The sequence below is a fragment of the Collinsella aerofaciens genome, from assembly GCF_040926185.1.
GTDB lineage: Bacteria > Actinomycetota > Coriobacteriia > Coriobacteriales > Coriobacteriaceae > Collinsella > Collinsella aerofaciens_BC.
Genome location: NZ_JBCOIQ010000008.1, coordinates 35,515 through 61,241 on the forward strand (window position 1 = coordinate 35,515; position 25,727 = coordinate 61,241).

At 62.9% G+C, this 25,727-nt stretch carries 25 protein-coding genes; 14 read left to right on the top strand and 11 right to left on the bottom strand.

The window, feature by feature from the left end:
• The first annotated feature begins 203 nt into the window (after positions 1 to 203).
• On the top strand, positions 204 to 740 hold the full coding sequence (locus AB5750_RS05110; protein WP_055310775.1) for a PTS sugar transporter subunit IIA: 537 nt from the start codon (positions 204 to 206) through the stop codon (positions 738 to 740).
• Positions 741 to 975: 235 nt separating this feature from the next.
• On the top strand, positions 976 to 1,533 hold the full coding sequence (locus tag AB5750_RS05115; protein ID WP_055310036.1) for a hypothetical protein: 558 nt from the start codon (positions 976 to 978) through the stop codon (positions 1,531 to 1,533).
• Between the two features lie 317 nt (positions 1,534 to 1,850).
• On the opposite strand, the gene AB5750_RS05120 is transcribed toward AB5750_RS05115, so the two are convergent.
• From AB5750_RS05120 to trxA, 8 genes are all read right to left on the bottom strand, one after another.
• On the bottom strand, positions 1,851 to 2,519 hold the full coding sequence (locus AB5750_RS05120; RefSeq protein WP_368145626.1) for an HAD family hydrolase: 669 nt from the start codon (positions 2,517 to 2,519) through the stop codon (positions 1,851 to 1,853).
• Positions 2,520 to 2,645: 126 nt separating this feature from the next.
• Positions 2,646 to 3,680 (bottom strand): hydrogenase expression/formation protein HypE, encoded by a 1,035-nt coding sequence (gene hypE, locus AB5750_RS05125; protein ID WP_195192682.1) that lies wholly within the window; start codon positions 3,678 to 3,680, stop codon positions 2,646 to 2,648.
• Between the two features lie 29 nt (positions 3,681 to 3,709).
• A complete protein-coding gene (gene hypD, locus AB5750_RS05130; RefSeq protein ID WP_368145627.1) occupies positions 3,710 to 4,822 on the bottom strand; it encodes a hydrogenase formation protein HypD in 1,113 nt (370 codons plus the stop codon).
• Entirely contained in the window at positions 4,822 to 5,082 is a 261-nt protein-coding gene (locus tag AB5750_RS05135) for a HypC/HybG/HupF family hydrogenase formation chaperone (protein WP_368145628.1), read from the bottom strand. Before AB5750_RS05135 ends, hypD begins: the two co-directional genes overlap by 1 nt.
• 131 nt (positions 5,083 to 5,213) lie before the next feature.
• The gene (gene hypF, locus AB5750_RS05140; RefSeq protein ID WP_368154933.1) at positions 5,214 to 7,682 is read right to left on the bottom strand and encodes a carbamoyltransferase HypF; all 2,469 of its coding nucleotides are present in this window, start codon (positions 7,680 to 7,682) and stop codon (positions 5,214 to 5,216) included.
• 103 nt (positions 7,683 to 7,785) lie between these two features.
• Positions 7,786 to 8,304 carry a nickel-responsive transcriptional regulator NikR gene (gene nikR, locus AB5750_RS05145; protein ID WP_368145630.1) on the bottom strand — a complete coding sequence of 173 codons (519 nt, stop codon included), beginning with the start codon at positions 8,302 to 8,304 and terminating at the stop codon, positions 7,786 to 7,788.
• Position 8,305: 1 nt separating this feature from the next.
• Positions 8,306 to 8,554 (bottom strand): hypothetical protein, encoded by a 249-nt coding sequence (locus tag AB5750_RS05150; protein WP_117746515.1) that lies wholly within the window; start codon positions 8,552 to 8,554, stop codon positions 8,306 to 8,308.
• A gap of 220 nt (positions 8,555 to 8,774) precedes the next feature.
• Positions 8,775 to 9,095 (bottom strand): thioredoxin, encoded by a 321-nt coding sequence (gene trxA, locus AB5750_RS05155; protein WP_117776407.1) that lies wholly within the window; start codon positions 9,093 to 9,095, stop codon positions 8,775 to 8,777.
• 201 nt (positions 9,096 to 9,296) lie between these two features.
• On the opposite strand from trxA, the gene tnpA reads away from it, so the two are divergent.
• The 3 genes from tnpA (at position 9,297) to AB5750_RS05170 (ending at position 11,540) form a co-directional block, all read left to right on the top strand.
• On the top strand, positions 9,297 to 9,692 hold the full coding sequence (gene tnpA / locus AB5750_RS05160; protein WP_195364121.1) for an IS200/IS605 family transposase: 396 nt from the start codon (positions 9,297 to 9,299) through the stop codon (positions 9,690 to 9,692).
• Between the two features lie 5 nt (positions 9,693 to 9,697).
• Positions 9,698 to 10,879 (top strand): RNA-guided endonuclease TnpB family protein, encoded by a 1,182-nt coding sequence (locus AB5750_RS05165; RefSeq protein ID WP_368145631.1) that lies wholly within the window; start codon positions 9,698 to 9,700, stop codon positions 10,877 to 10,879.
• Between the two features lie 91 nt (positions 10,880 to 10,970).
• On the top strand, positions 10,971 to 11,540 hold the full coding sequence (locus AB5750_RS05170; RefSeq protein WP_368145632.1) for a hypothetical protein: 570 nt from the start codon (positions 10,971 to 10,973) through the stop codon (positions 11,538 to 11,540).
• A 63-nt stretch (positions 11,541 to 11,603) separates the two neighbouring features.
• Here the strand turns inward: AB5750_RS05170 and AB5750_RS05175 are convergent, their stop codons facing one another.
• Positions 11,604 to 12,881: a GHKL domain-containing protein gene (locus AB5750_RS05175; RefSeq protein WP_368145633.1), complete on the bottom strand. Its 1,278-nt coding sequence runs from the start codon at positions 12,879 to 12,881 to the stop codon at positions 11,604 to 11,606.
• Entirely contained in the window at positions 12,881 to 13,603 is a 723-nt protein-coding gene (locus tag AB5750_RS05180) for a LytR/AlgR family response regulator transcription factor (protein WP_368145634.1), read from the bottom strand. The genes AB5750_RS05175 and AB5750_RS05180 overlap by 1 nt, the downstream gene beginning before the upstream one ends.
• A gap of 292 nt (positions 13,604 to 13,895) precedes the next feature.
• On the opposite strand from AB5750_RS05180, the gene nadA reads away from it, so the two are divergent.
• The 4 genes from nadA to AB5750_RS05200 are packed head-to-tail and all read left to right on the top strand — an operon-like array spanning position 13,896 to position 17,763.
• Entirely contained in the window at positions 13,896 to 14,921 is a 1,026-nt protein-coding gene (gene nadA, locus AB5750_RS05185) for a quinolinate synthase NadA (protein WP_349090100.1), read from the top strand.
• 56 nt (positions 14,922 to 14,977) lie between these two features.
• Positions 14,978 to 16,354 (top strand): FAD-binding protein, encoded by a 1,377-nt coding sequence (locus AB5750_RS05190; protein ID WP_368145635.1) that lies wholly within the window; start codon positions 14,978 to 14,980, stop codon positions 16,352 to 16,354.
• Positions 16,355 to 16,357: 3 nt separating this feature from the next.
• Positions 16,358 to 17,218, top strand: coding sequence for a carboxylating nicotinate-nucleotide diphosphorylase (nadC, locus tag AB5750_RS05195; protein ID WP_368145636.1), 861 nt, complete (start codon positions 16,358 to 16,360; stop codon positions 17,216 to 17,218).
• Positions 17,218 to 17,763 (top strand): transcription repressor NadR, encoded by a 546-nt coding sequence (locus AB5750_RS05200; RefSeq protein WP_368145637.1) that lies wholly within the window; start codon positions 17,218 to 17,220, stop codon positions 17,761 to 17,763. The genes nadC and AB5750_RS05200 overlap by 1 nt, the downstream gene beginning before the upstream one ends.
• A gap of 93 nt (positions 17,764 to 17,856) precedes the next feature.
• Here the strand turns inward: AB5750_RS05200 and AB5750_RS05205 are convergent, their stop codons facing one another.
• Entirely contained in the window at positions 17,857 to 18,108 is a 252-nt protein-coding gene (locus AB5750_RS05205) for a ferredoxin family protein (protein WP_158564522.1), read from the bottom strand.
• 529 nt (positions 18,109 to 18,637) lie between these two features.
• Between AB5750_RS05205 and dnaK the strand changes: the two genes are divergently transcribed.
• From dnaK to AB5750_RS05230, 5 genes are all read left to right on the top strand, one after another.
• Positions 18,638 to 20,530, top strand: coding sequence for a molecular chaperone DnaK (gene dnaK, locus AB5750_RS05210; protein ID WP_368145638.1), 1,893 nt, complete (start codon positions 18,638 to 18,640; stop codon positions 20,528 to 20,530).
• 2 nt (positions 20,531 to 20,532) lie between these two features.
• Positions 20,533 to 21,375: a nucleotide exchange factor GrpE gene (locus AB5750_RS05215; protein WP_368154935.1), complete on the top strand. Its 843-nt coding sequence runs from the start codon at positions 20,533 to 20,535 to the stop codon at positions 21,373 to 21,375.
• 108 nt (positions 21,376 to 21,483) lie between these two features.
• Positions 21,484 to 22,449, top strand: coding sequence for a DnaJ C-terminal domain-containing protein (locus tag AB5750_RS05220; protein ID WP_195503000.1), 966 nt, complete (start codon positions 21,484 to 21,486; stop codon positions 22,447 to 22,449).
• 72 nt (positions 22,450 to 22,521) lie between these two features.
• Positions 22,522 to 22,938 (top strand): heat shock protein transcriptional repressor HspR, encoded by a 417-nt coding sequence (locus AB5750_RS05225; protein WP_006235210.1) that lies wholly within the window; start codon positions 22,522 to 22,524, stop codon positions 22,936 to 22,938.
• Positions 22,939 to 23,389: 451 nt separating this feature from the next.
• A complete protein-coding gene (locus AB5750_RS05230) occupies positions 23,390 to 25,690 on the top strand; it encodes a hydratase (RefSeq protein ID WP_368145640.1) in 2,301 nt (766 codons plus the stop codon).
• Positions 25,691 to 25,727: the final 37 nt, after the last annotated feature.

The following is a 25,727-nucleotide window of genomic DNA, read 5'->3' on the forward strand; positions in this document are numbered from 1 at the left end:
CACGAATGTCGACGACGACGGCATCTGGAACGCCTTCGTGCACCTAGGGCTCATCGAGGGTTAATCAACAAAACGGGCGCCGATGGACAAAGACGTCGGCAGAGTTTTCGATTCGACTCCCCACCTTAGTTTTTGGTCCAATTGGCACTATAATCACCATAGGCATGCGCACTACGTTGCGCTTAATCAAGAGGAGAAAACGTATGGGTCTGTTTGACATGTTCAAGAAGAAGGCTGAGCCCGCGGCTGCCGCTGCTCCTGCCTCCATCTCTGCTTCTGCCGGCGCCGACGTGCTGTGCTCGCCCGTCAAGGGCAAGGTCATCAAGATGGCCGACGTGCCCGATCCCGTCTTTGGTGGCGAGGTCCTGGGCAAGGGCTGCGCCGTGTGGCCCGAGGACGATCTGGTCTACGCTCCCTGCGACGGCAAGGTTACCGTCACCATGGGTCACGCCGTGGGCCTGCAGTCCGATAGCGGCATCGAGGTTCTGGTGCACGTCGGCGTCGATACCGTCAACATGAACGGCGACGGCTTCGAGGGCTTCGTCAAGGCCGACGACGTCGTCAAGGCCGGCCAGCCCATGCTCAAGATCGACCGCGCCAAGATCGCCGCTGCCGGTTACAAAGACTGCGTCGTCGTGGCCGTGTCCAACACTGCCGAGTTTGCCGACGTCGAGCTTGCCGTCGAGGCCGACTCCGCCGTCGCTGCCGGCGATGCTATCGTCAAGGTTGTCCGCAAGTAAATCGCGGCATCGCATAATGTCTAAGGGTGGTCGGATTATCCGGCCACCCTTTTTTATTGCACGGTACGGATGCGTTTTATTGCACGCTGAGCGGACTCGCAGACCGTTCGGACGTTAAAACGAACCGACCGCGCCTTCGTGCTGCCGAGGGTGTTCATAAGTGGATAGTATGTGCTTACTATCACAACGTGTGCCGTGTCTGGGAAGCACGGTGCCGCTCATTGGGAGGAACAACATGAAAAAGAAGCTGCTGCTTGCGCCCCTCATGGCCGTTTTGGTTGCATGCGTGGTCGTGCTTTCCGGCTGCGGAGGCCCTTCGATCGAAGAACTCATCACCGAGGACCTTACGACTCAGTTCGATGAGGTCAAAAACGGTGGCGACGATTTCCTCTCTGGTCTGGAAGAGGCTTCGGGCGACGAGTTCGAGCAGCTGGGCATCGATCCCAAGGAGTATGCCAAGACCTATCTCGAGGGCTTTGATTACGAGATCGGCGACGTGACGGTCGACGAGGACAAGGGCGTTGCAACCGCCGAGGTCTCCATCACCTGCAAGTCCATGAACAAGATCGTCGAGGACTTCTCCACCCAGTATCAGGAGAAGGTCGCTGCACTTGACACGGTTCCTTCCGATGACGAGCTGTACAAGATGGCCGGCCAGGTGATGGTCGATGTGACCAAGGCCACCGAGCCCAGGAAGACCACGGTTATCTTCAAGTACACCTGCAACGACGACGGCGAGTGGTCTGCTGACGACTCCGTCAACTCCGAGATGATGGATGCGATGCTGAGCTAGGGGAGTTACGCGGTTCTACGAACCGCGTAACCAGTTGACGCTGCGCGCCGCCCAAGCCGACAATTTGTCATTCAAAAGGCGAGGCATGACCAGAAGGTCTATGCCTCGCCTTTTTCATGCCAACTTGTTCGGCTTGGACGTCGCTCGCTGTCCGTCCTCTACCTGTGGTGTCGCCATTGTTGAGGGGCAGCTAAAAGAGCCCCGTCCCAAATTAGCTACCCCGTGCCCATCTAAGTTGCGGTGAAATAGGGACTGTTTGGGGGCAGTAGGCCGGCAATCAGTCCCTATTTCACCGCAACTTATTGGTGGGCGGCTCGCTAGTCGCCCAAGATCAGCGAAGTGAGTTCGTCCTGGGTGTCCACTACGTAGTCGGCGCCAGCGGCTTCGAGCTCTGCTCGGCCGCGGAAGCCCCAGGTGACGCCGGCGCTCTTAAGGCCGGCATTGTGGCCGGTCAGAACATCGACATTCGAATCGCCCACGTAGAGCGTGGACGTCGGGTTGGCGCCCAGCTCCTCCATCACGTGCAGCGTGACGGGCGCCTCGGGCTTGGGTGGAAACGCGTCGACGCGACCCTGCACCAGTGCAAAACGATCGGGGCCAAAGTACTTTTCGATAAGCGGGGCCGCCGAAATATGATCCTTGTTGGTGAGCACGGCAAGCTCAACGCCCGCGGCGCGCAGACGGTCGAGCATCTCGACCGTGCCGGCATAGGGCGCGGTGTGGTCCTCCTTGTGCTCGCCGTAATAAGCCCTAAACTCGGCAAGCGTCTGCTCAAACATTCGGCCGTCGCCCGCGTACTCGGCGGGCATAAAGCGCTCGACCAGTTTGAGCATGCCGTTTCCCACCTTGTAGCGGTACTCGTCCACGGCAAACGTGGGCCAGCCGTGCATCTCGCAGGTATGGTTGCCGGCTGCCGCCAGGTCCTCGAGCGTATTGAGGATGGTGCCGTCCAGATCAAAAATCACATGGGAAAACGCTGCTGCCATGGGTGCTCCTGCCGTTTGAGTTGTAAAGCGCACCCCATGATACTGGCCCTGCACGTCGGGCGTGCCTGGAATCTGAATATCTGTAACAACCTTGAGTTGCACTGCGGCGGCTGCGCGCCATGTCCGCTAGCAAATCCTCGGCAGCTGCTCTCCCACGAGCATGTCGAGGATACGCGTCGAGCCCCAGCCGGTGCGCACACGCACGGCGGGACGAGCACCTTCGGCGACCGGCAGCACGCGACCGATGATGGCGGCGTTCTCGCCGTAGCGGGCGGCACGCATGGCTGCTAGCGCCGCGTCGGCCTGCTCGGCTGGCACCACGGCGACCATCTTGCCCTCGTTGGCAACCTGCAGCACGTCGTAGCCGAGCATCTCGCAGGCGGCCTGCACGTCGGGGCGCACGGGTACGGCGTCCTCGTCAATCTCCATGGCAACGCCGCTGGCCTGGGCAAACTCGTTGAGCGTGGATGCCAGGCCACCGCGCGTGGGGTCGCGGAAGCAACGCGTGTCGGGGGCGGCGGCCAGCACGTCGGCAATCAGGTGGTTGAGGGGCGCGGCGTCGCTCTCGATGCTGCTCGAGAACGCCAGGCCCTCGCGCTGGCTCATGATGGCGATGCCGTGGTCGCCCAGCGTGCCCGAGACCAGGACGACGTCGCCGGGCTGGCAGCTGGCGCCGCTGAGCGTCACGCCCGCGGGAACCTCGCCCACGCCGGCGGTGTTGATGTAGACGCCGTCAGCTCCGCCGCGCTCGACCACCTTGGTGTCGCCGGTGATGATTTTGACGCCCGCCTCGCGCGCCGTCTCGGCCATGGTCTGCACAATCTGGCGCAGCTTATCCATAGGATAGCCCTCTTCGAGGATAAAGCCGCACGAAAGGAAGCGCACGTTGGCGCCCGAGGTCGCGACGTCGTTGACGGTTCCGCACACGGCGAGCCTGCCGATATTTCCGCCGGGGAAGAACTGCGGCGTCACCACAAAGCTGTCGGTCGACATGGCGATGCGCCCGCTCGCGGGCAGGGCGGCGACACCGGCATCGTTGCCTTCGAGCAGCTCGGGCGACCCAAAGGCATCCAGAAAGACCTCGTCGATAATGCGCTTCATCATCTGGCCGCCGGAGCCGTGGCCCAGCAGGACAGTGCTATCGGTGACGCTATGGGACATATCGAAAACTCCAATCGAGGGTGTTTGGGCTAGTCATGATAACGATAATGTGCCGCGCAGCTGCCTTCCGAGCTCACCATGCACGGGCCAACAGGATGCTCGGGCGTGCAGGCGTGGCCGAACAACGGGCAGTCGCTCGGCGCGATTGCCCCGCGCAGCACGTCGCCGCAACGGCATCCGCGCGGCTCGACCGTCGGCTCGATCGGAACGTCATAGCGAACGCCGGCGTCAAAGCGCGAGAACTCGGGGCGGATGGAAAGGCCCGAGGCGGCAATCGGTCCCAGCCCGCGCCACGTGGTATCGCACGGCTCAAACACCTGCTCGACCAGCTGGCGCGCTACGGGATTACCGTCCGCATTGACGCCGCGACGGTACGCGTTGTCGATCGCGGGCCGCCCCTCAACGACCATCTGCACTAGCATGCAGATGCCCTGCAGAATATCGACCGGCTCAAATCCGGTAACCACGCCCGGGGTCTTAAACACGTCGGCCAAAAAGCCAAAGGGTGCAAGCCCTGTGATGGTGGCGACATGGCCCGGCAGGATAAAGCCGTCGATGGTCGTCTCGGGGTCGTTGGCAATCGCGCGCAGCGCCGGTGGCGTGGTCTTGTGGGCGCAATAGACCGAGAAGTTCTGGAGTCCGCGTGCATCGGCCTCCAGGATGGCGGCGGCGATGGTGGGCGTCGTAGTCTCAAAGCCCACGCCCATAAAGATGACCGGGCGGTCGGGGTTGTGTTTGGCGATATCGAGCGCGTCGAGCGGCGAGTAGACGATACGGATGTCGCGTCCGGCTGCCTTTTGCGCGGCAAGCGAGGTGGACGATCCGGGCACGCGCATCATGTCACCAAAGGTAGTGATGACGGCGCCGTCCATCTTGGCGAGTGCGATTGCGTGGTCGATGTCGCGGTTTGCGGTAACGCAGACGGGGCAGCCCGGACCGCTCAACAGCTTGAGCCCCGCCGGCATAATGGAACGAAAGCCATAGCGGCCAATGCTCACGGTATGCGTGCCGCAGACTTCCATAAGGTTGATGCTGCGGTCGCCGACAAGCTCATGAATGCGGTCGATGAGCTCGCGAGCGAGCTTGGGGTCGCGAAATGCCGAAAAGTCGATACCGGAGTGAACCGGTTGCGCCGCCGCCACTAGTATGCCTCGGCCGGGTTGGTGGCGAGCTGGTCCTCTTCGACCAGCTCGGTCATGGCGTTGACCAGCTCGAGCGTCTCCTGGGCTTCCTGCTCGTCAACAATCTGGATGCCAAAGCCGGCGTGTACGAGAACATAGTCGCCCACCTGTGCCGTCGGCACAAGTCGCAGCGACACGGGGCGCTCGATGCCCATCATGTCGACGGTCGCCTTTAGGTCGTCGTCGCGTTTGACCACTTTACCGGGAACGGCAAGGCACATAATGTTCCCCTTTTATACGCTTTGCGCTGGATGGGCGCTTAATAATCCATCAGTTGATGGTAGCGCTCGCGGGGGTTGCGGGCAAACGCGTTACACCTGTGAGACGGCGGCGCATGGGCTAGCCAAACTGCCTACTGCGGTATGACCTGCGTGAGGCGAGCGCGGGCGACCGCCGCCTGGCCGTAGGCGATGCAGCCGTCGTTGACGGGCACGGTGTGGGGAACCAAGACGGCAAGACCGGCGTCTTTGAGCTCGCGCGTGAGGAGCCGAAGCAAAAGTCGGTTCATGAACACGCCGCCCGAGAGTGCGACGATGTCGATGCCTTCGCGAGCGCAGATTTCGCTTGCGATACGTGCCGATGCGCGTGCAATGACGATATGGAAGCCGAGCGCGAGCCTATCGGGCGATACGCCGGCTTCAATACCCTCCAAAAGTGCTTCGATGAGCGGTTGGGAATCCAAGATGGTGGAGTCGTCGACAGACGTGGGTATGCCTGACTGATAGTCGATGGGGCGGACGGTTCTGCTGCCGAGCGCGTACCAAGCGGCGGCTTCGAGCTCAATGGCGGGTTCGCCCTCGTAGGTTGCAGTGCCGCAGATGTCCAAGATCGCCGCCGCGGCGTCAAACAGACGGCCCATACTGCTCGTTCGCGGGCTGTTGATGTTCCGCTTGATCATCGTGGTCGTGATACTGCGCGTCTGCTCATCGAGGCCGCCCAGGAGTCCCGCGGCACCCGGATGTTCGAGTAGATCGAGCTCGCTCAGCAGGGCAAAGGCGTTGCGTCGGGCGTCGCGCACAGATGCGGCGCCACCGGGGAGTGCCCAGGTACGCAGGTGCGCGGTGCGCTCAAAATCGGCGAGGCCGGCGACAAGAAACTCACCGCCCCAAATGGTTCCGTCGGTGCCAGCGCCCGTTCCATCGAAGGCGATGCCAAGTACGCGCGCATTGGGTGCAAGCTGTCCTGTGGCGATAGCCTCAGCCATCACGCTCGCGATATGCGCATGATGGTGCTGGACTTCGATAAGCGGCAGATTGTGCTCGCGCGCCTGTTCGCGTGCCCACTGACTCGATAGGTAGCTGGGGTGCAAGTCGCAGGCCAGCGCGGCGGGCGCTAGGTCAAAAAGGTCTTCCAGTCGCGTGCGTGCCGCATTCCACGCATCGAAAGTCGCACCGTTTTCGACATCGCCGATATGCTGCGACACAAAACAGGCCGACGTTCCATTCGCGTCTTCGCGCGTGAGTGCGATCGTGGCCTTTTGCTGCGGGCCGCAGGCGAGCACACAGGGCGCGGCGCTGGCGAGTGCCGGCAGCGGCAACGGCTGCGGGGCGTACCCGCGAGCGCGGCGCACGGGCATAACGACCCCGTCGACCACACGTACCACGGAGTCGTCGTAGCGCGAGAGGATCGCGCGGTCATTGCCGAGCAGCGCGTCGGCGATGCCGGCGGCAACGAGATGCTCCCAGGCAAGATCGTCATCGGTCTCGATGGGCTCTTCGCTCAAGTTTCCGCTGGTCATAACCAGCGCGTGCATGCCATGCGTTTCTGCCGCGGCAAGCAGCAGATGCTGAAGCGGGGTATAGGGGAGCATGACGCCGAGCTCGGGCAGATCGTGCGCAACGGACGGCGCAAGTGCGAGAGCATCGAAGGAATCTCCCATGCCAACACCACGCCGGCGCAGCAGCACGATGGGGCGGATGCTGCCGGCCAGCAAGTCGCGCTCGGCGTCGTTGACACGGCACAGGCGCTCGGCATCGGTAAGGTCGCGTACCATAACGGCAAGCGGCTTGTTGCTGCGGCGCTTGTGACGGCGCAGCTCGACTACTGCTTGCTCGTTGGCGGCGTCGCAAGCCAGATGGAATCCGCCCAGGCCCTTGATGGCAACAATGCCGCCGGCCTCGAGCAGCTCGACACAGCGCTCGATAATAGCGTCGCTAGACTCGCGCGTGTCGCCGACAGCCGGCGTCGCCTCTGAGCTCTCGAGCACCATGCCGCCTGCCGCCTCGCGCCAGGTAATATGCGGCCCGCAGTCAAAGCAGGCATCGGGCTGCGCATGAAAGCGCCGGTCAAGTGGGTCGGCATACTCCGCGGCGCATTCGGGGCACATGGGAAAGCGATCCATAGAGGTGGCCGCTCGGTCATAAGGCAGCGAGCGGATGATGGTAAAGCGCGGGCCGCAGTTGGTGCAGTTGATAAAGGGGTAGTGATAGCGTCGGTCGGCGGGGTCGAACAGTTCGCGCAGGCAGTCGTCGCAGGTGGCGATATCGGGCGAGACGAGCGTCGTATGCGCAGTCTGGTCCTGTGACGCCACAATGCGAAAGCCCTGTTCATTGGCAGCATCCCAAGTGCCGGGCTCCAAATCCGCAACGTCGACGCGCTCCACGCGGGCAGCCGCGGGTGCGTGCTCCGACAGCGCGGCGACAAAGCCGTCGACGGCCGCACCCGAGGCATGCGCCTCGACATGCACGCCGTCGCCTGCGTTGAGCACCCAGCCGCAGATGCCATGCGCCATGGCCTCGCGATACACAAACGGCCGCATGCCAACGCCCTGTACAATGCCCGTCACATGAATATGCACATGCCGCATGCGGCTCTCCCTCATCAAAACCGACCAAAAAGGGACAGGTTTATTTTGGTAGGTAAAACATCTAAACCTGCCAAAATAAACCTGTCCCTTTTTGGCAGGTGCGCTGCGGGAAATCCCGCTACAGTCCTAGGCTTTGTCCGGTGGCGGCACACGTGAGCTCGCCGTGCTTAACGCCACGCAGTCCCAGCAGACGGTCGGCCAGCTCGTAGACGCGCTCGCCGCGGCCCTTAAGCGCCAGAATCTCCAGACAGTTGTGGTGGTCCAGATGCACGTGCAGGGTCGAGACGATCTCGTCGGTGTAGTCGTGCTGCACCTCGTCCAGGCGGCGTGTCAGATCGCCGGTGTGGTGGTCGTAGATCATGGTGAGCGATCCGATGACCTGCTCGTCGGGCGTGCGCATCTGCTCCTTGGCGATCGAGGCGCGAATCAGGTCGCGCACGGCCTCGGAGCGGTTGGCCACGTCACCGCGGCGCGCGATCTGCTCGTCAAAGCGGCGCAGCAGGTCGTCGGGCGCGGTGACCGAAAAGCGTACCAGCTCGGAGCTGGAGCCGGCGCAACGGCAGCTCGCCTGGTCGGCCGGACCGTGCGGATGCTCGTGCTTGTGGTCGCAGCCGTGCTCGTGCTCGTGCTCGGCCACGCTACACCAGCTTCACGGAGCCGACGGAGTTGTGGTCGGCCTCGATGGCGTCCTCGTAGCCCTCGAGCGCGTCATGCGCCTCGTGCAGCGCAGCCATGGCGGCCTCGAGCTTGGCGCCAATACGCTCCATGTCAAAGTTCTCGGTCGCATGCAGCAGCTGATGGCTCCACTCGTGGGCGAGCTCGATGGTGTCGTCGACCTGCTTGACGCTCATGGCAAGCTGGCTCATGTTCATTCCAACGTCATGCATGGGAATCTCCTTTTGTACGGGGCAATCCAGTGGTTCAGATTCTACTACGCCCGCCCCGGGCGCCGCCGCATAAGAAAACGGGTGCGAGTCCGTCTGACCCGCACCCGTTCACTGGGGGCTGTTTGTGTCTACCATACTATCCGTGGTCGCGCGCCCTGCACCCGGCACTCCGGCGAGCGGTGCAAAACCGCTCATGGACGGCAGATACGTAACAAGCGTATTACAGATGCTTCTCCAGCAGCGCCTGAAGCCTCGCCTTGGGTAGCGCGCCGACCGAGCGGTCAACCTCTTCGCCGTTCTTAAAGACGATCAGCGTGGGGATGCTCATGACGCCAAACTTCATGGCCAGGTCCTGGTTGTCATCGACGTTGCACTTGGCCACGGCCAGCTTGCCGGCCAGCTCGTCGGCGACCTCGTCCACGATGGGCGAGAGTGAACGACACGGCCCACACCACGGAGCCCAAAAATCAACCAGCACGGGCAGGCTGTCGTTAACGATGGAATCGAAGTTCTCGGGGGTAATCTGCTTAATGTCAGCCATGGTGACCTCCATAATGCGACGCGGCTCGGCCGCGTAAAACTCAGTACGACCGTGCTTATACCCAGCGGCCCGCAAAGCAACCACTCGCGGGCGGCTCTTTTATCAAAAGCGCCGCAAAACCCCTTTCTTCAGATATGGGGATATAAGGCGCATCGGCGTCAGCCGATATACATATACGGCTGCAAGTGGTATACTGTTTTCATGGATAGATACAGGAGCAACGACAACATAGTCTGGGACTGCGACTACCATGTGGTCTTCTGCCCGAAATACCGCAGGAAGGTGCTCGTGGACGGCATCGGCTCCCGCTTCGAGGAGATCGCGCACGAGGTCGCGGAGGAACTCGATTTCGAGATAAGGGAAATCAAGGTCATGCCCGACCGCGTGCACATGCTCGTCTCAGTCGACCCCCAGTTCGGCATCCACCGGGCCGTGAAGCGCATCAAGGGCAGGACCAGCCACGACCTGCGCGCCGAGTTCCCGCAGCTGAAGCGCAAGCTGCCGACGCTCTGGACGAACAGCTACTTCGTCTCGACCGTCGGCGGGGCGACGCCCGAGGCCGTCAGGCAGTATATCGAGGACCAGAGGAACGCGTGAGGGCCATGGACAAGACCTTCGAGTACCGCATATACCCGAGCGCCGAGCAGGAGGCCCTCCTGCAGAAGACCTTCGGCTGCTGCCGCTGGGTCTACAACAGGGTGCTGGCGATGAGGCGGGACGAGTACGCGTGGACGGGCAAATCGAGGCACATCAACTCCTACATCACCCAGATCCCCGCCTGGAAGAGGGCGGACGCGCCGTGGCTCTCCGAGGTGGACTCCATGGCACTGCAGCAGTCCCTGCGCGACCTGGACAAGGCATTTAAGAACTTCTTCCGCGCACCAGGCAAGGTGGGCTTTCCGAAGTTCAAGTCCAAACGCGCGGGGAGGAAGAGCTACCGCACGAACGGCGTCGGGATAATCGACGCCAGGCACGTGAGGCTGCCAAAGCTGGGGACCGTCAGGGCGCGGGTGAGCCGTCCCGTGGAGGGGCGCGTCCTGTCCGCGACGGTCAAGCAGGTGCCGAGCGGCAAGTACTACGTGGCGATATGCTGCGCGGACGTCCCCGCCACGGACGCGCCGGCCCCGACCGTCGTGTTCCTGGGAGTCGATGCGGGAATACACGACATAGCCACCTGCTCCACGGGGGAGCGCCTGCCCAACCCCAAAAACCTGCAAAGGAGCGAGAGGAGGCTGGCGCGGGAGCAGCGGCGGCTCTCGCGCAAGCGGAAGGGCTCCGCAAATCGCGCCAGGCAGCGTGTCAGGGTCGCGCGGGCGCACGAGAAGGTTGCCAACCGGCGGAAGGACGCCCTGCACAAGTTCACGACGCATGCGGTGGGAGAAAGCCAAAACATCGCGGTCGAGGACCTGAACGTCAGGGGCATGCAGAGGAACCGCCGCCTCGCCAAGGCCGTGGGCGATGCCGCCATGTCGGAGCTGGCGCGCCAGCTCGAGTACAAATGCGCATGGTCGGGGCGCGGCTTCGTAAGGGTGGGCAGGTTCTATCCGTCCAGCAAGACGTGTTCCGCATGCGGTTACGTCTACAGGGGACTGACGCTGGCCGAACGGGTATGGGACTGCCCCGCGTGCGGCATGCGTCACGACCGCGACCTGAACGCCGCCGTCAACATCGCCCGCGAGGGAAGGAGAATCCTGGAAGGTGCCGCAGGGCATGCGGGAACCGCGGCAGACGCCGCAAACGCTTGTGGAGAGGGCGTAAGACCTACGGCTGCATGCGCAGTCTAGGCAATTCTCGGTGAAGCAAGAATCCCCTGGCTTTAGCCATGGGGAGTGTCAAATAATGGTGGGCACGCAAACGATTGGAGAGCGCATACCTATGTCACAAAGCCAGAAAAAAGAAGCCATCGCCCAGGCGGCCGAGCAGGAGCTCGCATCGCTTGCGGGTCGTGGCGTGCGCATCGCAGGCAACGCGTGCTCGCCGATTGTGCTGGTAAAAGGCGATTTGGATGAGGCCGAGCGCTCAGGCGGCGAGCTTGCCGCCGGCCCGGATGGCGCCGCGCTGCGCAAGGCGCTCGGGGCCATCGGTTATGCGCCCGAGGATTTCTGCGCGCTGGCAAGCGTTTCCGGCGCGGGCAATGGGACGGTCGCGGTGGGCGAGGCCCTGCCGTGCGACCTGTTCCGCGAGGCGCTGGAGGCCCTGGACCCCGAGGCAGTGCTGCTGCTGGACAACAGCGCGGCCGATGTCATGCGCGAAACCTACGCCGACATGCTCGTGGCGATCGACGACTTTGACACCGCCATGCTCAAGCCCGGCCTGGTCGCCCACGTGCAGGGACGTCGCGTACTCGCGCTCGACGGCTTTGAGGCGGCACTCACCGACAAGGCGGCCAAGCAGCGCATGTGGGCCTACATTAAGCAGCTGACCCCGGCGGCCGCGCCGCTGTAGCGGGCTTGCGCCGGCAAGGCGACCCGGGCGGTTGAGTCGCGCCACGAGTCCAGTGTCGCGCCCCTACATCACAGCGCGCAGCTCAAATCGGTCGCCGTTAATGCGGAACTGGCAGTTGCCGCTCATGCGCTCCACGGCAAGCTTAATGCTCTTGGTGCCAAAACCGTGGCCGGCGTGTTGGGTCACGGGCATGCCGTCGACCATGCGCGGCGCGCGTCCAAACGTGTTGGAAACCAAAAGCAGCAGCTGGCCGTCCTCAAGCCGCAGGTCAAGGTCGACAAAGCGTTTGCCTTCGGGGGCGGCGCTTGCAGCGATGATGGCGTTTTCCAGGGCGTTCGAAAGCACACTGAACAGGTCGGCATCGCCCACGTGAACGGTTTCGGGCACGGCGGCACGCAGGTCGGCGGTGATGCCGTGCTTGTTGATATCCGAACTAAATGACGAAAGCACGATGTTGACGGTCTCGTTGGCGCAGTAACGGCGCACGGCGGTGCGGTCGTTGGCCTCGCAGAGCTCATCGATGCGATCGAGCGCCTCGTCGATGTGCCCTTCCTCAACAAGAATGGCCAGACCGCGCAAAAAGTGCCGCATGTCGTGGCGAAGGATCGACAGCTCGCGTCCAGATTGGCGCCAGGCCTCGAGCTCTTTGATGGCGGCGCTGTCGCGGGTTTCGAGCATCCAGCGCTCTCGCTCGGCGGTTTCCTTTTCTTCGTATTCGCGCAGGTAAACGGCAAGAAACATAAGGTAGAAGGCACAGAGCGCAAAGGCCAAAAACTCAACCGTCACCACCGAGCCCGAGTGGAACAGCGTGGTGTAGACGTTGGTGGCATAGTCAAAGACGTAATAGACGAGCGGCAGGATTAAAAGGATGCCCAGCTCGGTGGTGCTTTTAATCGCCAAGCGTGGACCGATGTCGCCGGCCCAATGCAACAGGACGGCAAAGACGGCGAGTGTGGTCGCGATGCGCGCCAGGTAGTACGCGATCTGAGAATCGGTTGCGGCAAATGCGGCGATGCCCATCCAATTGCTGAACTGGCAGCTCAGATAGGCACTCGTAATGCCGAGCACGGCAAGCAGCGGGCTCAGGCGGTAGCGCGCGCACAAATAGATGACGAGCGGCAGATGCACGACGAGCGGATATACCTGGCGGGCGAAAAGCTCGCCGCCGACGGCATTGGCGAGGCCAAATGCGCATCCGGTTACGGCACCGACCAGCACCAGTTCAAGCGCATGACGCCGGTTGATCTCGACACCGCACAGCGCCGCCGAGGCAAAGACGCCAAAGAGCAATGTCGTGGCGTGGTGGATTGCCCAAAGGATCATTTCGACCGAGGAGACCATCAGCGCCGCCCGCCTTCGAAGCGCACCGCAAAGTAGGCGTCTTGGAACCCCTGCTTGCTGCTGCGCGACAGCGGAATGCACGCGCCGGAGCGCATGACGATGTCCGTGCGATCGAAGTGGTCGATGTTGCGCAAGTTGACCTGGTAGCTACGGTGGCATTTAAAGAAGGTGGCATTTTGCGCCAAACGGTCCTCGACGCTGCGGAACGACTCGAGTGCCTCGATATCGCGTCCGTCGCGCAGGTGGAAGACCACGTGCTTGTTGCGCGCCTCGGCATATTCGATGTCGGACAGGCGCAGGGCGTGGTAGCCAAAGGAAGTTTTGATCACGAGCTCGTCGGTTGCCGCCGGGCGCATGCTCGAAAGCTCGTCGAGTAACTGCGCCAGGCGTTCGTAAGTCACGGGCTTGAGCAGGTAGTCGAAGGCGCGGACCTCGTAGGATTCCAGCGCGAACTCGGGCGACGAGGTGAGGAACACCAGGCGCACGGCGGTGTCGGCCTGGCGCAGTTCGCGTGCGGTGTCCATGCCGTTGACGAGCGGCATGATCATATCGAGCAAGATGATGTCGGCGCGCGATGCGGCATGGCGGGCCAGCAGGTCCTCGCCGCGCGTGACGAGCGCAACATCGACCGCCGTGCCCGTCTCGGTCGACCAACGGTCGATCATCCGGTGCAGTCTATCTAGAAAAGCGACATCATCGTCGCAGGCAATAATCTTGAGCATTCGGCCCCCTTAAGTAGTTCGATTTTGCCACATCGGGCACGCGCCGCTTGCGGGGGTGCGGACCGTTTGCGCCCCACGGCGTGCAGCTCGCGCCAAGCGGTGTTGCGGTGGCGAAAGATGCCTCCTGCGCTATCGAAAGCCCGGCTATCCTCAGCTTGCCAGTTCGAAAATGGACTTGCCACATGATTGAATCTTTATTTCAACTTTACACCTAGGTTTACAGCTGTCTTGTCAGCTGTAAACCTAGGTGTCATACTAAAGCCCCAAGATTCGCCAAAAGAGAGGGGCCTTGATGGCACAGAGCGCGAACATGGATGCGTCGGAGCTTGCACGCGATATCGCGGCCGGCCTGGCATCGGCAACGACGGCAACGGAGCGTGCGGCGCTGGTGCCCGCAGAGCTCGTCGAGGCCATTCATCAACTAAAAACCCAACGTGACGCGGTAATCCTGGCGCACTATTACGTGGCGCCTGAGGTCCAAGCCGTTGCCGATTACGTCGGCGACAGCTTCTACCTGGCAAAGCTCGCCAAAAGCCTGCCGCAGCAGACCATCGTGCTGTGCGGCGTGGAGTTTATGGGCGAGAGCGCCAAGCTGCTCAATCCCACTAAGACCGTGCTGCTGCCCGAGCCGGGCGCGGACTGTCCCATGGCGCACATGGTCAAGCGCGAGACGGTCGACGCGGCGCGCGCCGAGTACGGCGACGACCTGGCCGTGGTGTGCTACGTCAACTCCACGGTCGAGATCAAGAGCTGGAGCGACGTGTGCGTCACCAGCTCCAACGCCGTTAAGATCGTGTCCGAACTGCCGCAGCAGCATATCCTGTTCATTCCCGACCAAAACCTGGGACGCTTCGTAGCCGAGCAGGTGCCGCAAAAGCACGTCATCCTCAACAACGGCTACTGCCCGCGCCATCACATCATCACCGTCGAGCAGATCGTCGACGCGACGGAGGCCCACCCCGACGCGCTCGTGCTGGCGCACCCCGAGTGCAAGGCCGACGTTCTGGCCGAGGCCGACTACATCGGCTCCACCGCCGGCATCATCAAGTATGCCGAGGAGTCCGACGCGAGCGAGTTCATTATCGTGACGGTCCGCGGCGTGCTCTACGAGCTCGAGCGCCGCTGCCAGGGCACCGGCAAGAAGTTCTACTTCCCCGCGGTGCAGCCCATCTGCGTCAACATGGATCTCATCACGCTCGAGAAGCTCGTGCGCTGCCTGGAGACGGGTGAGGGCGAGGTGCAGATCGGCGTCTCGGACGAGGCTGCCGACCAGGCCAAACTCACGCTCGACCGCATGCTCGAGTACGCGGCGCGTTAGAACGATGTGACATGAGGGGCAGTCCCTTATGCCACATTACAAGGGAGAGGATTCCTGTGGAAACCAAACAATACCCCGACATGGAGTGCGACGTCGTTATTGCCGGCTGCGGCGTAGCGGGCTTGTACGCGGTTCTCAACCTGCCGACGAGCACGCGCGTGATCATGCTCTCCAAGGGCGCTGTCGACGAGTGCGATTCGATGCTCGCGCAGGGCGGCATCTGCGTGCTGCCCGAAGGCTCGGACTACGATGCCTTCTTTGAGGACACCATGCACGCCGGCCACTACGAGAACCGCCGCGAGAGCGTCGACATCATGATTCGCTCGAGCCGCTCGGTCATCAACGACCTGCTGGCGATGGGCGTGGACTTTGAGCGCAAGGCCGACGGCAGCCTCAATTTTACCCGCGAGGGCGCACACAGCCGTCCGCGCATTGCCTTCCATGCCGATATCACCGGCAAGGAGATTACGACCAAGCTGCTTCAGGCTGTCCGCAAGCTGGACAACGTGCAGATTTTGGAGTACGTGGCCATGACCGACATCCTGACGGGCGAGCGTGACGGCGCCACGGTGTGCACCGGTATCGTCGCCGTTCCCGTGGACGAGAACAACTCGGTTCGTCCCGCCGACGAGCTGGTAAATGCCGCCGAGGGCGCGCATGCCGGCGAGCCGTTTAAGATCCATGCCCGCCACACGCTGTGGGCAACGGGCGGCATCGGCGGCGTATACGACCATTCGACCAACTACCCGCAGCTCACGGGCGACGCCTGCTACATCGCTCAGGAGCATGGCATTAAGATGGAGCACCTGGACTACGTGCAGATCCATCCCACGGGTCTGTTCTCGCCGCAGCCGGGTCGCACCTTCCTGATCAGCGAGAGCTGCCGCGGCGAGGGCGCGATTTTGCTCAACGCCGCCGGCGAGCGTTTTACCGACGAGTTGCAGCCGCGCGACGTTGTCGCCGCCGCCATCCGCGAGCAGATGAAGCAGGATGACACCGAGCACGAGTGGCTGAGCTTTGCCCCCGTCGAGCGCGACGTGGTGACCGGGCACTTTGCCAATATCCGCGCGCGCTGCCTGGAGGACGGCCGCGACATCTTGGACGAGCCCATTCCCGTTACGCCCACGCAGCACTACTTTATGGGCGGCGTGTGGGTCGACAAGGACGGCCACACCTCGATGCCCGAGCTCTACGCCGCGGGCGAGACGGCCTGCAACGGCGTTCACGGCAAGAATCGCCTTGCATCAAACAGCCTGCTCGAGGCGCTGGTCTGGGGTCGTCGCGCCGCGTGGTACATGCGTACCGGCGAGTCGCTGGCCGTGGAGCAGGCGGGCGAGCCCGCGCTCGACGGGCGTCACCGCGCCTTGAGCGCCGACACCCTTGCAATCGATGATTTGGCCCGTGCCGCCGGCACGCAGGCCGTGGAGGAGTAGACCATGAATCCCATTACCATGAAGCTCGTCGTCGATGATCTGATTCTGCAGGCTCTGCGCGAGGACATTACGTTTGAGGACGTGAGCACGGCGAGCGTGTGCCCCACGGCGCGTCCCGCCACGGTGGAGCTTATCGCCAAGGCCGACGGCATCATCGCCGGCTTGGATGTGTTTGCCCGCACCTTTGAACTGCTGGATTCGCAGAGCTCGGTGCTGCTCGACGTTGCCGATGGCGACGAGGTGCACGCCGGCGACCATGTGGGTCAGGTGCGCGGCGACGCGCGCGTGCTGCTTTCGGGCGAGCGCGTGGCACTCAACTACCTGCAGCGCATGAGCGGTATCGCTACCTATACGCACCAGATGGCCGCGGCGCTCGAGGGCACCAAGACCGTGCTCGTCGATACGCGCAAGACCACGCCGGGCATGCGCGTCTTTGAGAAGGCCGCGGTCGAGATTGGCGGCGGCAGCAACCACCGTTACAACCTGTCGACGGCCGTCATGCTCAAGGACAACCACATCGATGCCGCCGGCGGCGTGACGCGTGCAATCGAGATGGCGCGCGCCCATGCATCGTTTACTGCGACGGTCGAGATCGAGTGCGAGAACCTGGACATGGTGCGCGAGGCCGTGGAAGCCGGTGCCGACATTATCATGCTCGACAATATGACCCACGACGACATGGCGGCCGCTATCGAGCTTATCGCCGGTCGTGCCAAGACCGAGTGTTCGGGCAACGTGGACGCCGACAACATTCGCGCCCTGGCCGATCTGGGTGTCGACTATATTAGCTCGGGCGCCCTGACGCACTCTGCGCCGATTCTCGACCTCTCGCTTAAGCACCTGCGTCTGCTGGACGGTAAATAATGGACGCCCGCGAGCGTCGCCGTGCCATCATGGGCGTGCTCGAGCGAGCCAAGGGCCCCGTCTCCGGCAGCGCACTTGCTCGTGAGGTGGGTGTGAGCCGCCAGATTGTCGTGCAAGACATCGCCCTGCTGCGCGCCGATGGGCACGATATCGTGGCGACCAATCGCGGCTACGTGCTGCAGGAGGCCCCCAGCAGCCCCGCTGTGCCCACGCGCTTGGTCAAGGTTCGCCACGGCGTGGAGCAGGCAGGTGATGAGCTTACGAGTATCGTCGACGCCGGAGGCGCCGTGCTCAACGTGATCGTCAATCACCGCGTGTACGGTAAGATCACGGCCGACCTGGACATCCGCAATCGTCGCGATGTTGAGCGCTACCTGCACGATATCGAGAGCGGCAAGAGCTTTCCGCTACTAACGGTGACGAGCGGCTATCACTTCCATCGCATTGCGGCGGAGGACGAGCAGACTCTCGACGAGATCGAGGCCATACTCAAGGAGAAGGGCTACCTTGCCGATTTAATGCCCTACGAGGACGACCTGTCCTAGTAAAGACGAATGCAAAAGGAGGCCTCCGCGGCGATGCGGAAGCCTCCTTTTTTTGTGCACGGTGTACTTTTGAGTGTGCAAGTGGGGGAGTTGTTACTCCTCGACGATCTCGGTGATCGCGCCGGCGGGGCAAGCGTCCTGGCAAGCGCCACAGGCGACGCAGGAGTCCTCGTCAGCGACGGTAGCGACGTCCTGGAGCTCCAGAACGCCAGCGGGGCAGGAGTCGACGCAAACGCCACAAGCGATGCACTCGTCGGCATCAATTACGGGATGAGCCATGGTAGTTTCCTCTCTGTTGACCGACGCTACAGGCGATGCGCGCCGGTTTGATTCGGGCAAAAACATACCACGGGAGCGACCGTTTGCAATACCCTCTGACCGGCATCTTCATACCGTTCGCCGAGTATGCCAAGGTTTACTAAAAAACGCGCAGGTGGGGCCGTTGAGCTGCGCAAATGTTAGCTAAAGGTGACTTGAAATATTGAGCTATTGAGCGCGCCTGCGGAAAGGGCATCCCGTTATTTGGCCGAAAAACGGGTCGTAGTTTCCGGTTGGGCCCGCTAGCGGAAACTGCGACCCGGAATCCACGCTCAAACCGGGACAAGCTTTCCGCAAGGCAGCCCCAGGCACCCTCGGACCCAAACCTCAGTCATCTCTACATAGATCTCGATAGATTTGCCTAGAACTCAAACAATGCGTCTACCTGTGCATTTGCGAACCTAAACTCTCAGAGATAAGAAATCTTATATGAATTGACTTAGATTTTGTATATTCCGGCCCATAAGGGGATACACTACATCCTGAAAGACAAGCCGAAACACCGCGCGGCAGACCGCCGAGTCGGTGCAAACGCACAAGAGAGAGGGAATTTCTAATGGGCAAGATTCTTGGTATCGACCTTGGTACTACTAACTCCGCTATGGCCGTTCTCGAGGGCGGTTCTCCGACCATTATCGTGAACGCCGAGGGCGACCGCACCACCCCGTCCGTCGTGGGCTTCCGTGCCGACGGCGACCGCGTCGTGGGTAAGGCCGCTAAGAACCAGGCTGTCACCAACCCCAAGAACACCGTGTTCTCCATCAAGCGCTTCATGGGCCGCAAGTACTCCGAGTGCACCTCCGAGATCAAGACCGTGCCGTATGAGGTCAAGGAGGGCCAGGGTGGCCGTGCCGTCGTCGATATCGAGGGCAAGGATTACACCGCCGAGCAGGTGAGCGCCATGACGCTCGCCAAGATGAAGGCTGACGCCGAGAAGTATCTGGGCGAGACCGTCACCGACGCCGTCATCACCGTCCCGGCCTACTTCAACGACGCCCAGCGTCAGGCCACCAAGGACGCCGGTAAGATCGCTGGCCTCAACGTCAAGCGTATCGTCAACGAGCCGACCGCTGCTGCTCTGGCCTATGGCCTGGACAAGCAGGGCACCGACCAGCGCATCCTGGTCTTCGACCTGGGCGGCGGCACCTTTGACGTCTCTATCCTCGATCTCGCCGACGGCGTGTTTGAGGTTCTGTCCACCTCGGGCGACAACCACCTGGGCGGCGACGACTGGGATCAGCGCGTCATCGACTGGATGGCCGACAAGTTCCAGCAGGAGAACGGCGTCGACCTGCGTCAGGACCCCATGGCCCTGCAGCGTCTGAAGGAGGCCGCCGAGAACGCCAAGAAGGAGCTCTCCGCCGCCCAGCAGTCCACCATCAACCTCCCGTTCATCACCATGAACCAGTCCGGCCCGCTGCACCTCAACTACACGCTGACCCGCGCTGAGTTCGAGAAGATCACCCGCGACCTGCTCGAGCGCTGCAAGCAGCCTGTCACCAACGCCCTGCGCGACGCTAAGCTCAAGCTTTCCGATCTGACCGAGGTCATCCTCGTCGGCGGCTCCACCCGTATGCCCGCCGTCCAGGACCTGGTCAAGACCATGACCGGCAAGCAGCCCAACATGTCCGTGAACCCCGACGAGGTCGTTGCCGACGGCGCTGCCGTTCAGGGCGGCGTGCTCACCGGTGACGTCGAGGGCATCCTGCTGCTCGACGTGACCCCGCTGTCGCTGGGCGTCGAGACCATGGGCGGCATCATGACCAAGATGATCGACCGCAACACCACGATCCCGACCTCCAAGACCGAGGTCTACTCCACCGCTGCCGACAACCAGACCAGCGTCGAGATCAACGTGCTCCAGGGCGAGCGCGAGCTTGCCCGCGACAACAAGTCGCTCGGTAAGTTCCAGCTGACCGGTATCCCGGCTGCCCGCCGCGGCGTGCCGCAGATCGAGGTCACCTTCGACATCGATGCCAACGGCATCGTCAAGGTCTCCGCTAAGGACAAGGGCACCGGCAAGGAGCAGCAGATCACCATCTCTGGCTCCACCGCTCTGTCCGACGACGAAGTCGATCGCATGGTCAAGGACGCCGAGGCTCATGCCGAGGAGGATAAGAAGCAGAAGGAGGAGGTCGAGGTCCGCAACCAGACCGACAGCCTGTGCTACTCCACCGAGCAGACCCTCAACGAGCTGGGCGACAAGGTTTCCGCCGACGTGAAGTCCAAGGCCGAGGCCGCTATCGCCGACGCCAAGAAGGCGCTCGAGGGCTCTGACGTCGAGGCCATCAAGGCCGCTGGCGAGTCCCTGCAGTCCGTGGCCTACGAGCTGGCTCAGGTTGTCTACGCCGACGCCCAGCAGCAGACCGACGGTGCCGCCGGTGCCCAGTCTGCCGACGATGACGTCGTCGACGCCGACTACGAGGTTGTGGACGACGAGGACAAGTAATCATGTCCGCCCGTAAAGCTCGCACGGAGGCGGCTGCCGCTGGCACCGCCCCCGTTGACTCTGAGGAGAAGGACGTGAAGATTCCCGTAGAGGCCGTCGACGATACCGAGGCCAACGAGGCCGCGGCCGCCGAGGCTGCCGAGAACCAGGTAGAGGATTCCAACAAGGAGGCGACGATGACCGAGGACGAGATGGTGGAAGCCGCTATCCGCGCCGGTGAGGAAGCCGCCGACAACGACTTTAAGCTCAAGTTCGAGCAGGCTCAGAAAGAGCTTGCCGACGTGCGCAACGAGCTCGATGCTGCGGCAGAGGCTCAGAAGGCCGCCGAGGACAAGGCAAAGGACGCCACCGAGCGCACCGCCCGTCTGCAGGCCGACTGGGAGAACTTCCGTCGCCGCACCGCCAATGAGCGCATCGCCGAGCGCGAGCGCGCGACCGAGAAGCTCGTCACCGCGCTGCTGCCGGTGGTCGACGATATCGAGCGTGCGATCGACCATGCCCGCAGCCAGGAGCTTGCCGACGACTTTAAGCAGTTCGTCGACGGCGTCGACGCGGTGCATGCCAAGCTGCTCGATGTGTTTGCGCACGAGGGTGTTGAGCCCATCAACCCCAAGGGCGAGGCGTTCGATCCGCTCGAGCATCAGGCTGTGGGTCGCGTCGAGGACGCATCGCAGTACGACGAGACCGTCAACGACGTGTACCAGAAGGGCTACCGCATGGCGGATCGCATCCTGTGTTCCGCGATGGTGACGGTGACCTACGGTGGCGAGAAGCGCCCCGCACCGGAGCCCGAAGCGGCGCCCGAGGATGCTACGGCCGATACGGCCGAGAGCACCGAGGAGTAATTGAGAAGGGCCCCGGGGCAACACCCGGGGCCCTTTCTGGCCTAGTGCCATATGAAAGCATGAGCCGTCGTCTGCATGGGCGGCGGACGTAACAGGAGAGGAGCTACGATGGCTGCAGGCAAAACCTTCTATGACATCCTGGGCGTATCCAAGAGCGCCTCCGATAAAGAGATCAAGAGCGCGTTTCGCAAGCTCGCGCAAAAATATCACCCCGATGCCGGCGGCGACGAGGCCAAGTTTAAGGAGATCAGCGAGGCCTACGAAACGCTTTCGGACGAGAAGAAGCGCAAAGAGTACGACCAGATGCTCATGTTTGGCGGCATGCCGGGCGCGGGCGGCGCGTATGGCGGCGGCTACGGTGCCGGCGCGGGCGCCAGCGGCTGGGGCGACATCTTCGACAGCATCTTTAGCGGCAACGGCGCCTGGGGCAGCGATTGGGGCTCGGGCTTTGCCGGGGCTGCGGGCGCTGCCGGTGCCGGCGCGGGTCGCAGCCGCGCTCGCAAGGGCGGCGACCTGTCGCTGACCGTCGATGTGACGGCTGAGGACGCGTTCCGCGGCGTGACGCACAAGGTCACCTATCGCATTCCCTCGACAGGCGAGCAGCAGACCATTACGGTTTCGGTGCCCGCGGGCGCGGTCGACGGCGGCAAGCTGCGCTACAAACGTCGCGGCGAGTATGGCGTTGCCGGCGGCGAGCGCGGCGACCTGGTCGTGACCACGCACGTGGAGGAGCATCCGCTGTTTAAGCGTAAAGGTGCCGACGTGACCATGGAGGTACCGGTCTCGGTCTATGAGGCGGCGCTCGGCTGCACGGTGGACGTGCCGACGCCCGGCGGCGCGACGGTTCGTCTGAAGGTGCCCGCTGGCACCCAGACGGGCAAGAAGTTCCGCTTTAAGGAGATGGGTGCGCCCGACGTTAAGCATCGCGGGCGCACCGGTGCACTGCTTGTCGAGATCAAGGTGCAGGTTCCCACGAACCTGTCTGATGACGAGCGCGATGCCATGACCAAGCTGCGCGAGGCCGACGCGCGCGACTATCGCGAGAAGGTCAACCGTTACAAGGCGACGTACTAGGGTGGTCGTGGCGCACGCCCGCGCCCGCGGGCTTATGATGGACGATAACGAGACGGAAAGGGGTCAGGTAGCATGGCCGAGGACAATAGGAACAAACCGCTGTACATGATCAGCGTGGCGGCCGAGCTGACCGGCATGCACCCGCAGACTCTGCGCGTCTACGAGTCCAAAGGCTTGGTGAATCCCCAGCGCTCGGGCGGCAACACGCGTCTGTATTCGCGTGCCGATATCGAGCGCCTGGAGCTCATCAACCAGCTGACCGACGAGGGCATCAACCTTGCCGGCGTGGTGCGTATCCTCGATATGAAGGAGCGTGCTGAGGAGCGCGAGCGCGAGAACGAAAAGCTCCGTGCCCGCGTGCGCCAGCTCGAGGACGAGCTGCACGAGTACAAGATGCAGAAGAAGATCACCGCCCTGGCCCCGCGCGACGGCTCGGTTAACCCCGAACAGGTCATGCGCAAGCTGCTGGGCGCCGGCGGGGATTTGTAGTTACGCGGGTTTACCAACCCGCGTAACGGGCCGACGCTGCGCGCCGCCCAGAGCGACAATTTGTCATTCAAAAGGCAAGGCATGACCAGAAGGTCTATGCCTTGCCTTTTTCATGCCAACTTGTTCGCTCTGGACGTCGCTCGCTGTCCGTCCCCTGCCTGCGGCGTCGCCTTGCTCCGGATGCGGTAGTCGTTGGTAGCCATTGGGCCCCGCTCGCTGTCGTTGCCAAAACATCGACGTTGTTATGGGTAGCCATTGGGGACGTTCTTAAATGACTAGTCGAAAGGGACGCTCTTGCACCAAATCTGTCGGCCCTCGCCGGGCTCGTCCTTTACTTTACCGAGATAAAGTGAACGTGCAGATTCGTAACCCACTTGCAACCGTTCTATGGCACGATATTGAACGAATGTATGCTATGCGCCCGAGCCTTTCGGGCAGAGTGGGAGACAGTATGGTTAAGCTGTACGAGGACGGCATCTACCTGCGTGGCGGCAGCGAGGTTGTGCCTGCGGCCGAGGCTGCCGAGCGCGGTATTACGCAGACGCCCGAGGACGCCAAGCGTGGCACCATCGCGTATTCGATCCTTCAGGCACACAACACGTCCGGCGACCCCGAGGCGCTCAAGATTCGTTTCGATGCCATGGCGAGCCACGATATCACCTTCGTCGGCATCATCCAGACGGCGCGCGCCTCGGGCATGGAGCAGTTCCCGCTGCCCTACGTGCTCACCAACTGCCACAACTCGCTGTGCGCCGTGGGCGGCACCATCAACGAGGACGACCATGTCTTTGGCCTTTCCGCGGCCAAGAAGTACGGCGGCATCTTCGTTCCGCCGCACATCGCCGTCATCCACTCCTTTATGCGTGAGAACTTCGCCGGCTGCGGCAAGATGATCCTGGGTTCCGACTCGCACACCCGCTACGGCGCTCTGGGCACCATGGCCGTGGGCGAGGGCGGCGGCGAGCTGGCAAAGCAGCTGCTGCGCGACACCTACGACGTTGCCTATCCCGGCGTCGTTGCCATCTACCTCACGGGCGCCCCGCGTCCCGGCATCGGCCCGCACGACGTGGCGCTCGCCATCATCCGCGCCGTCTTTGCCAAGGGCTACGTCAAGAACAAGGTCATGGAGTTTGTGGGCCCGGGCATCGCGAGCATGACGACCGATTACCGCAACGGCGTCGACGTCATGACCACCGAGACCACCTGCCTGTCGAGTATCTGGGCTACCGACGAGGACACGCACGCATTCTTGACCATGCACGGCCGCGGCGACGACTACCGCGAGCTCAAGCCCGCCGATGTCGCCTACTATGACGGCTGCGTCGAGGTCGACCTGTCGAGCATCAAGCCCATGATCGCGCTGCCGTTCCATCCTTCTAACGGCTTTGAGATTGACGAGCTCAATGAGAACCTCGAGGACATCCTGCATGAGGTCGAGCTCGAGGCCGCCAAGATCGGCGAGGGTAAGACGCACTTTAGCCTGCTCGACAAGATCGTCGACGGCAAGCTGCACGTGCAGCAGGGCGTCATCGCCGGCTGCTCGGGCGGCAACTACGACTCCGTGGTCCAGGCTGCCCGCGTGCTTAAGGGCGCCAACACCGGCTGCGGCGAGTTCTCGCTGTCGGTCTATCCTACAAGCCAGCCCGTGGCGCTCGAACTTACGCGCCGTGGCTATATCTACGACCTCATGGAGGCCGGCGCGATCGTGCGCACGGCGTTCTGCGGTCCGTGCTTTGGCGCCGGCGACACGCCCGCCAACAACGGCCTGTCCATCCGCCACACCACGCGCAACTTCCCCAACCGCGAGGGTTCCAAGCCGGGTAATGGCCAGCTGAGCGCCGTGGCCCTGATGGACGCCCGCTCCATTGCGGCGACGGCTGCCAACGGCGGCATCCTGACGCCGGCGACCGACCTGCCCGAGGAGACTTGGGACGAGGCCTGCGAGTACACCTTTGACGACGCGCCGTACAAGAAGCGCGTGTACTGGGGCTTTGGCAAGGCTGAGCCGGCCGACGAGCTGGTCGAGGGCCCCAACATCAAGCCGTGGCCCGCGATGGAGCCGCTCGGCGACGACATCCTGCTTAAGGTGTGCTCCAAGATCATGGACCCGGTCACCACGACCGACGAGCTCATTCCCTCGGGCGAGACGAGTTCCTTCCGCTCCAACCCGCTGGGTCTGGCCGAGTTTACGCTGAGCCGCCGCGATCCGGCCTACGTGGGTCGCTCCAAGGAGGTCGACGCCGTGGAGAAGCGCCGCGTGGCCGGCGAGGCTACGGGCGACCTGGCGGCGCTCAATGCCGAGCTTGCCGGTGTGTTTGAGGCGCTGACCGGCGCGGGCGTCGCGGCCGATGCCAAGGCGACCGAGTTTGGCTCCATGCTCTATGCCAAGAAGCCCGGTGACGGTTCCGCCCGCGAGCAGGCCGCGAGCTGCCAGCGCGTAATTGGCGGCCTGGCCAACATCGTTCACGAGTACGCCACCAAGCGCTATCGCTCCAACGTCATGAACTGGGGCATGGTGCCCTTCCAGATGGAGGCCGAGCCCAACTTTGAGGTGGGCGACTACGTCTTTGTGCCGGGCATCCGTGCCGCGCTCGATGGCGACCTCAAGAACATCGCCGCCTACGTGGTGCGCGCCGATGGTGCGGTCGAGCAGATTGAGCTCTACATTGCCGATATGACAGCCGAAGAACGTGCCATCGTCAAGGCCGGCTGCCTGATCAACTACAACAAGTTCAAGGCCGCTGCCGAGTAACGCACTTAATTGTCCGCCCGGGGCTTACCCTTTCTCG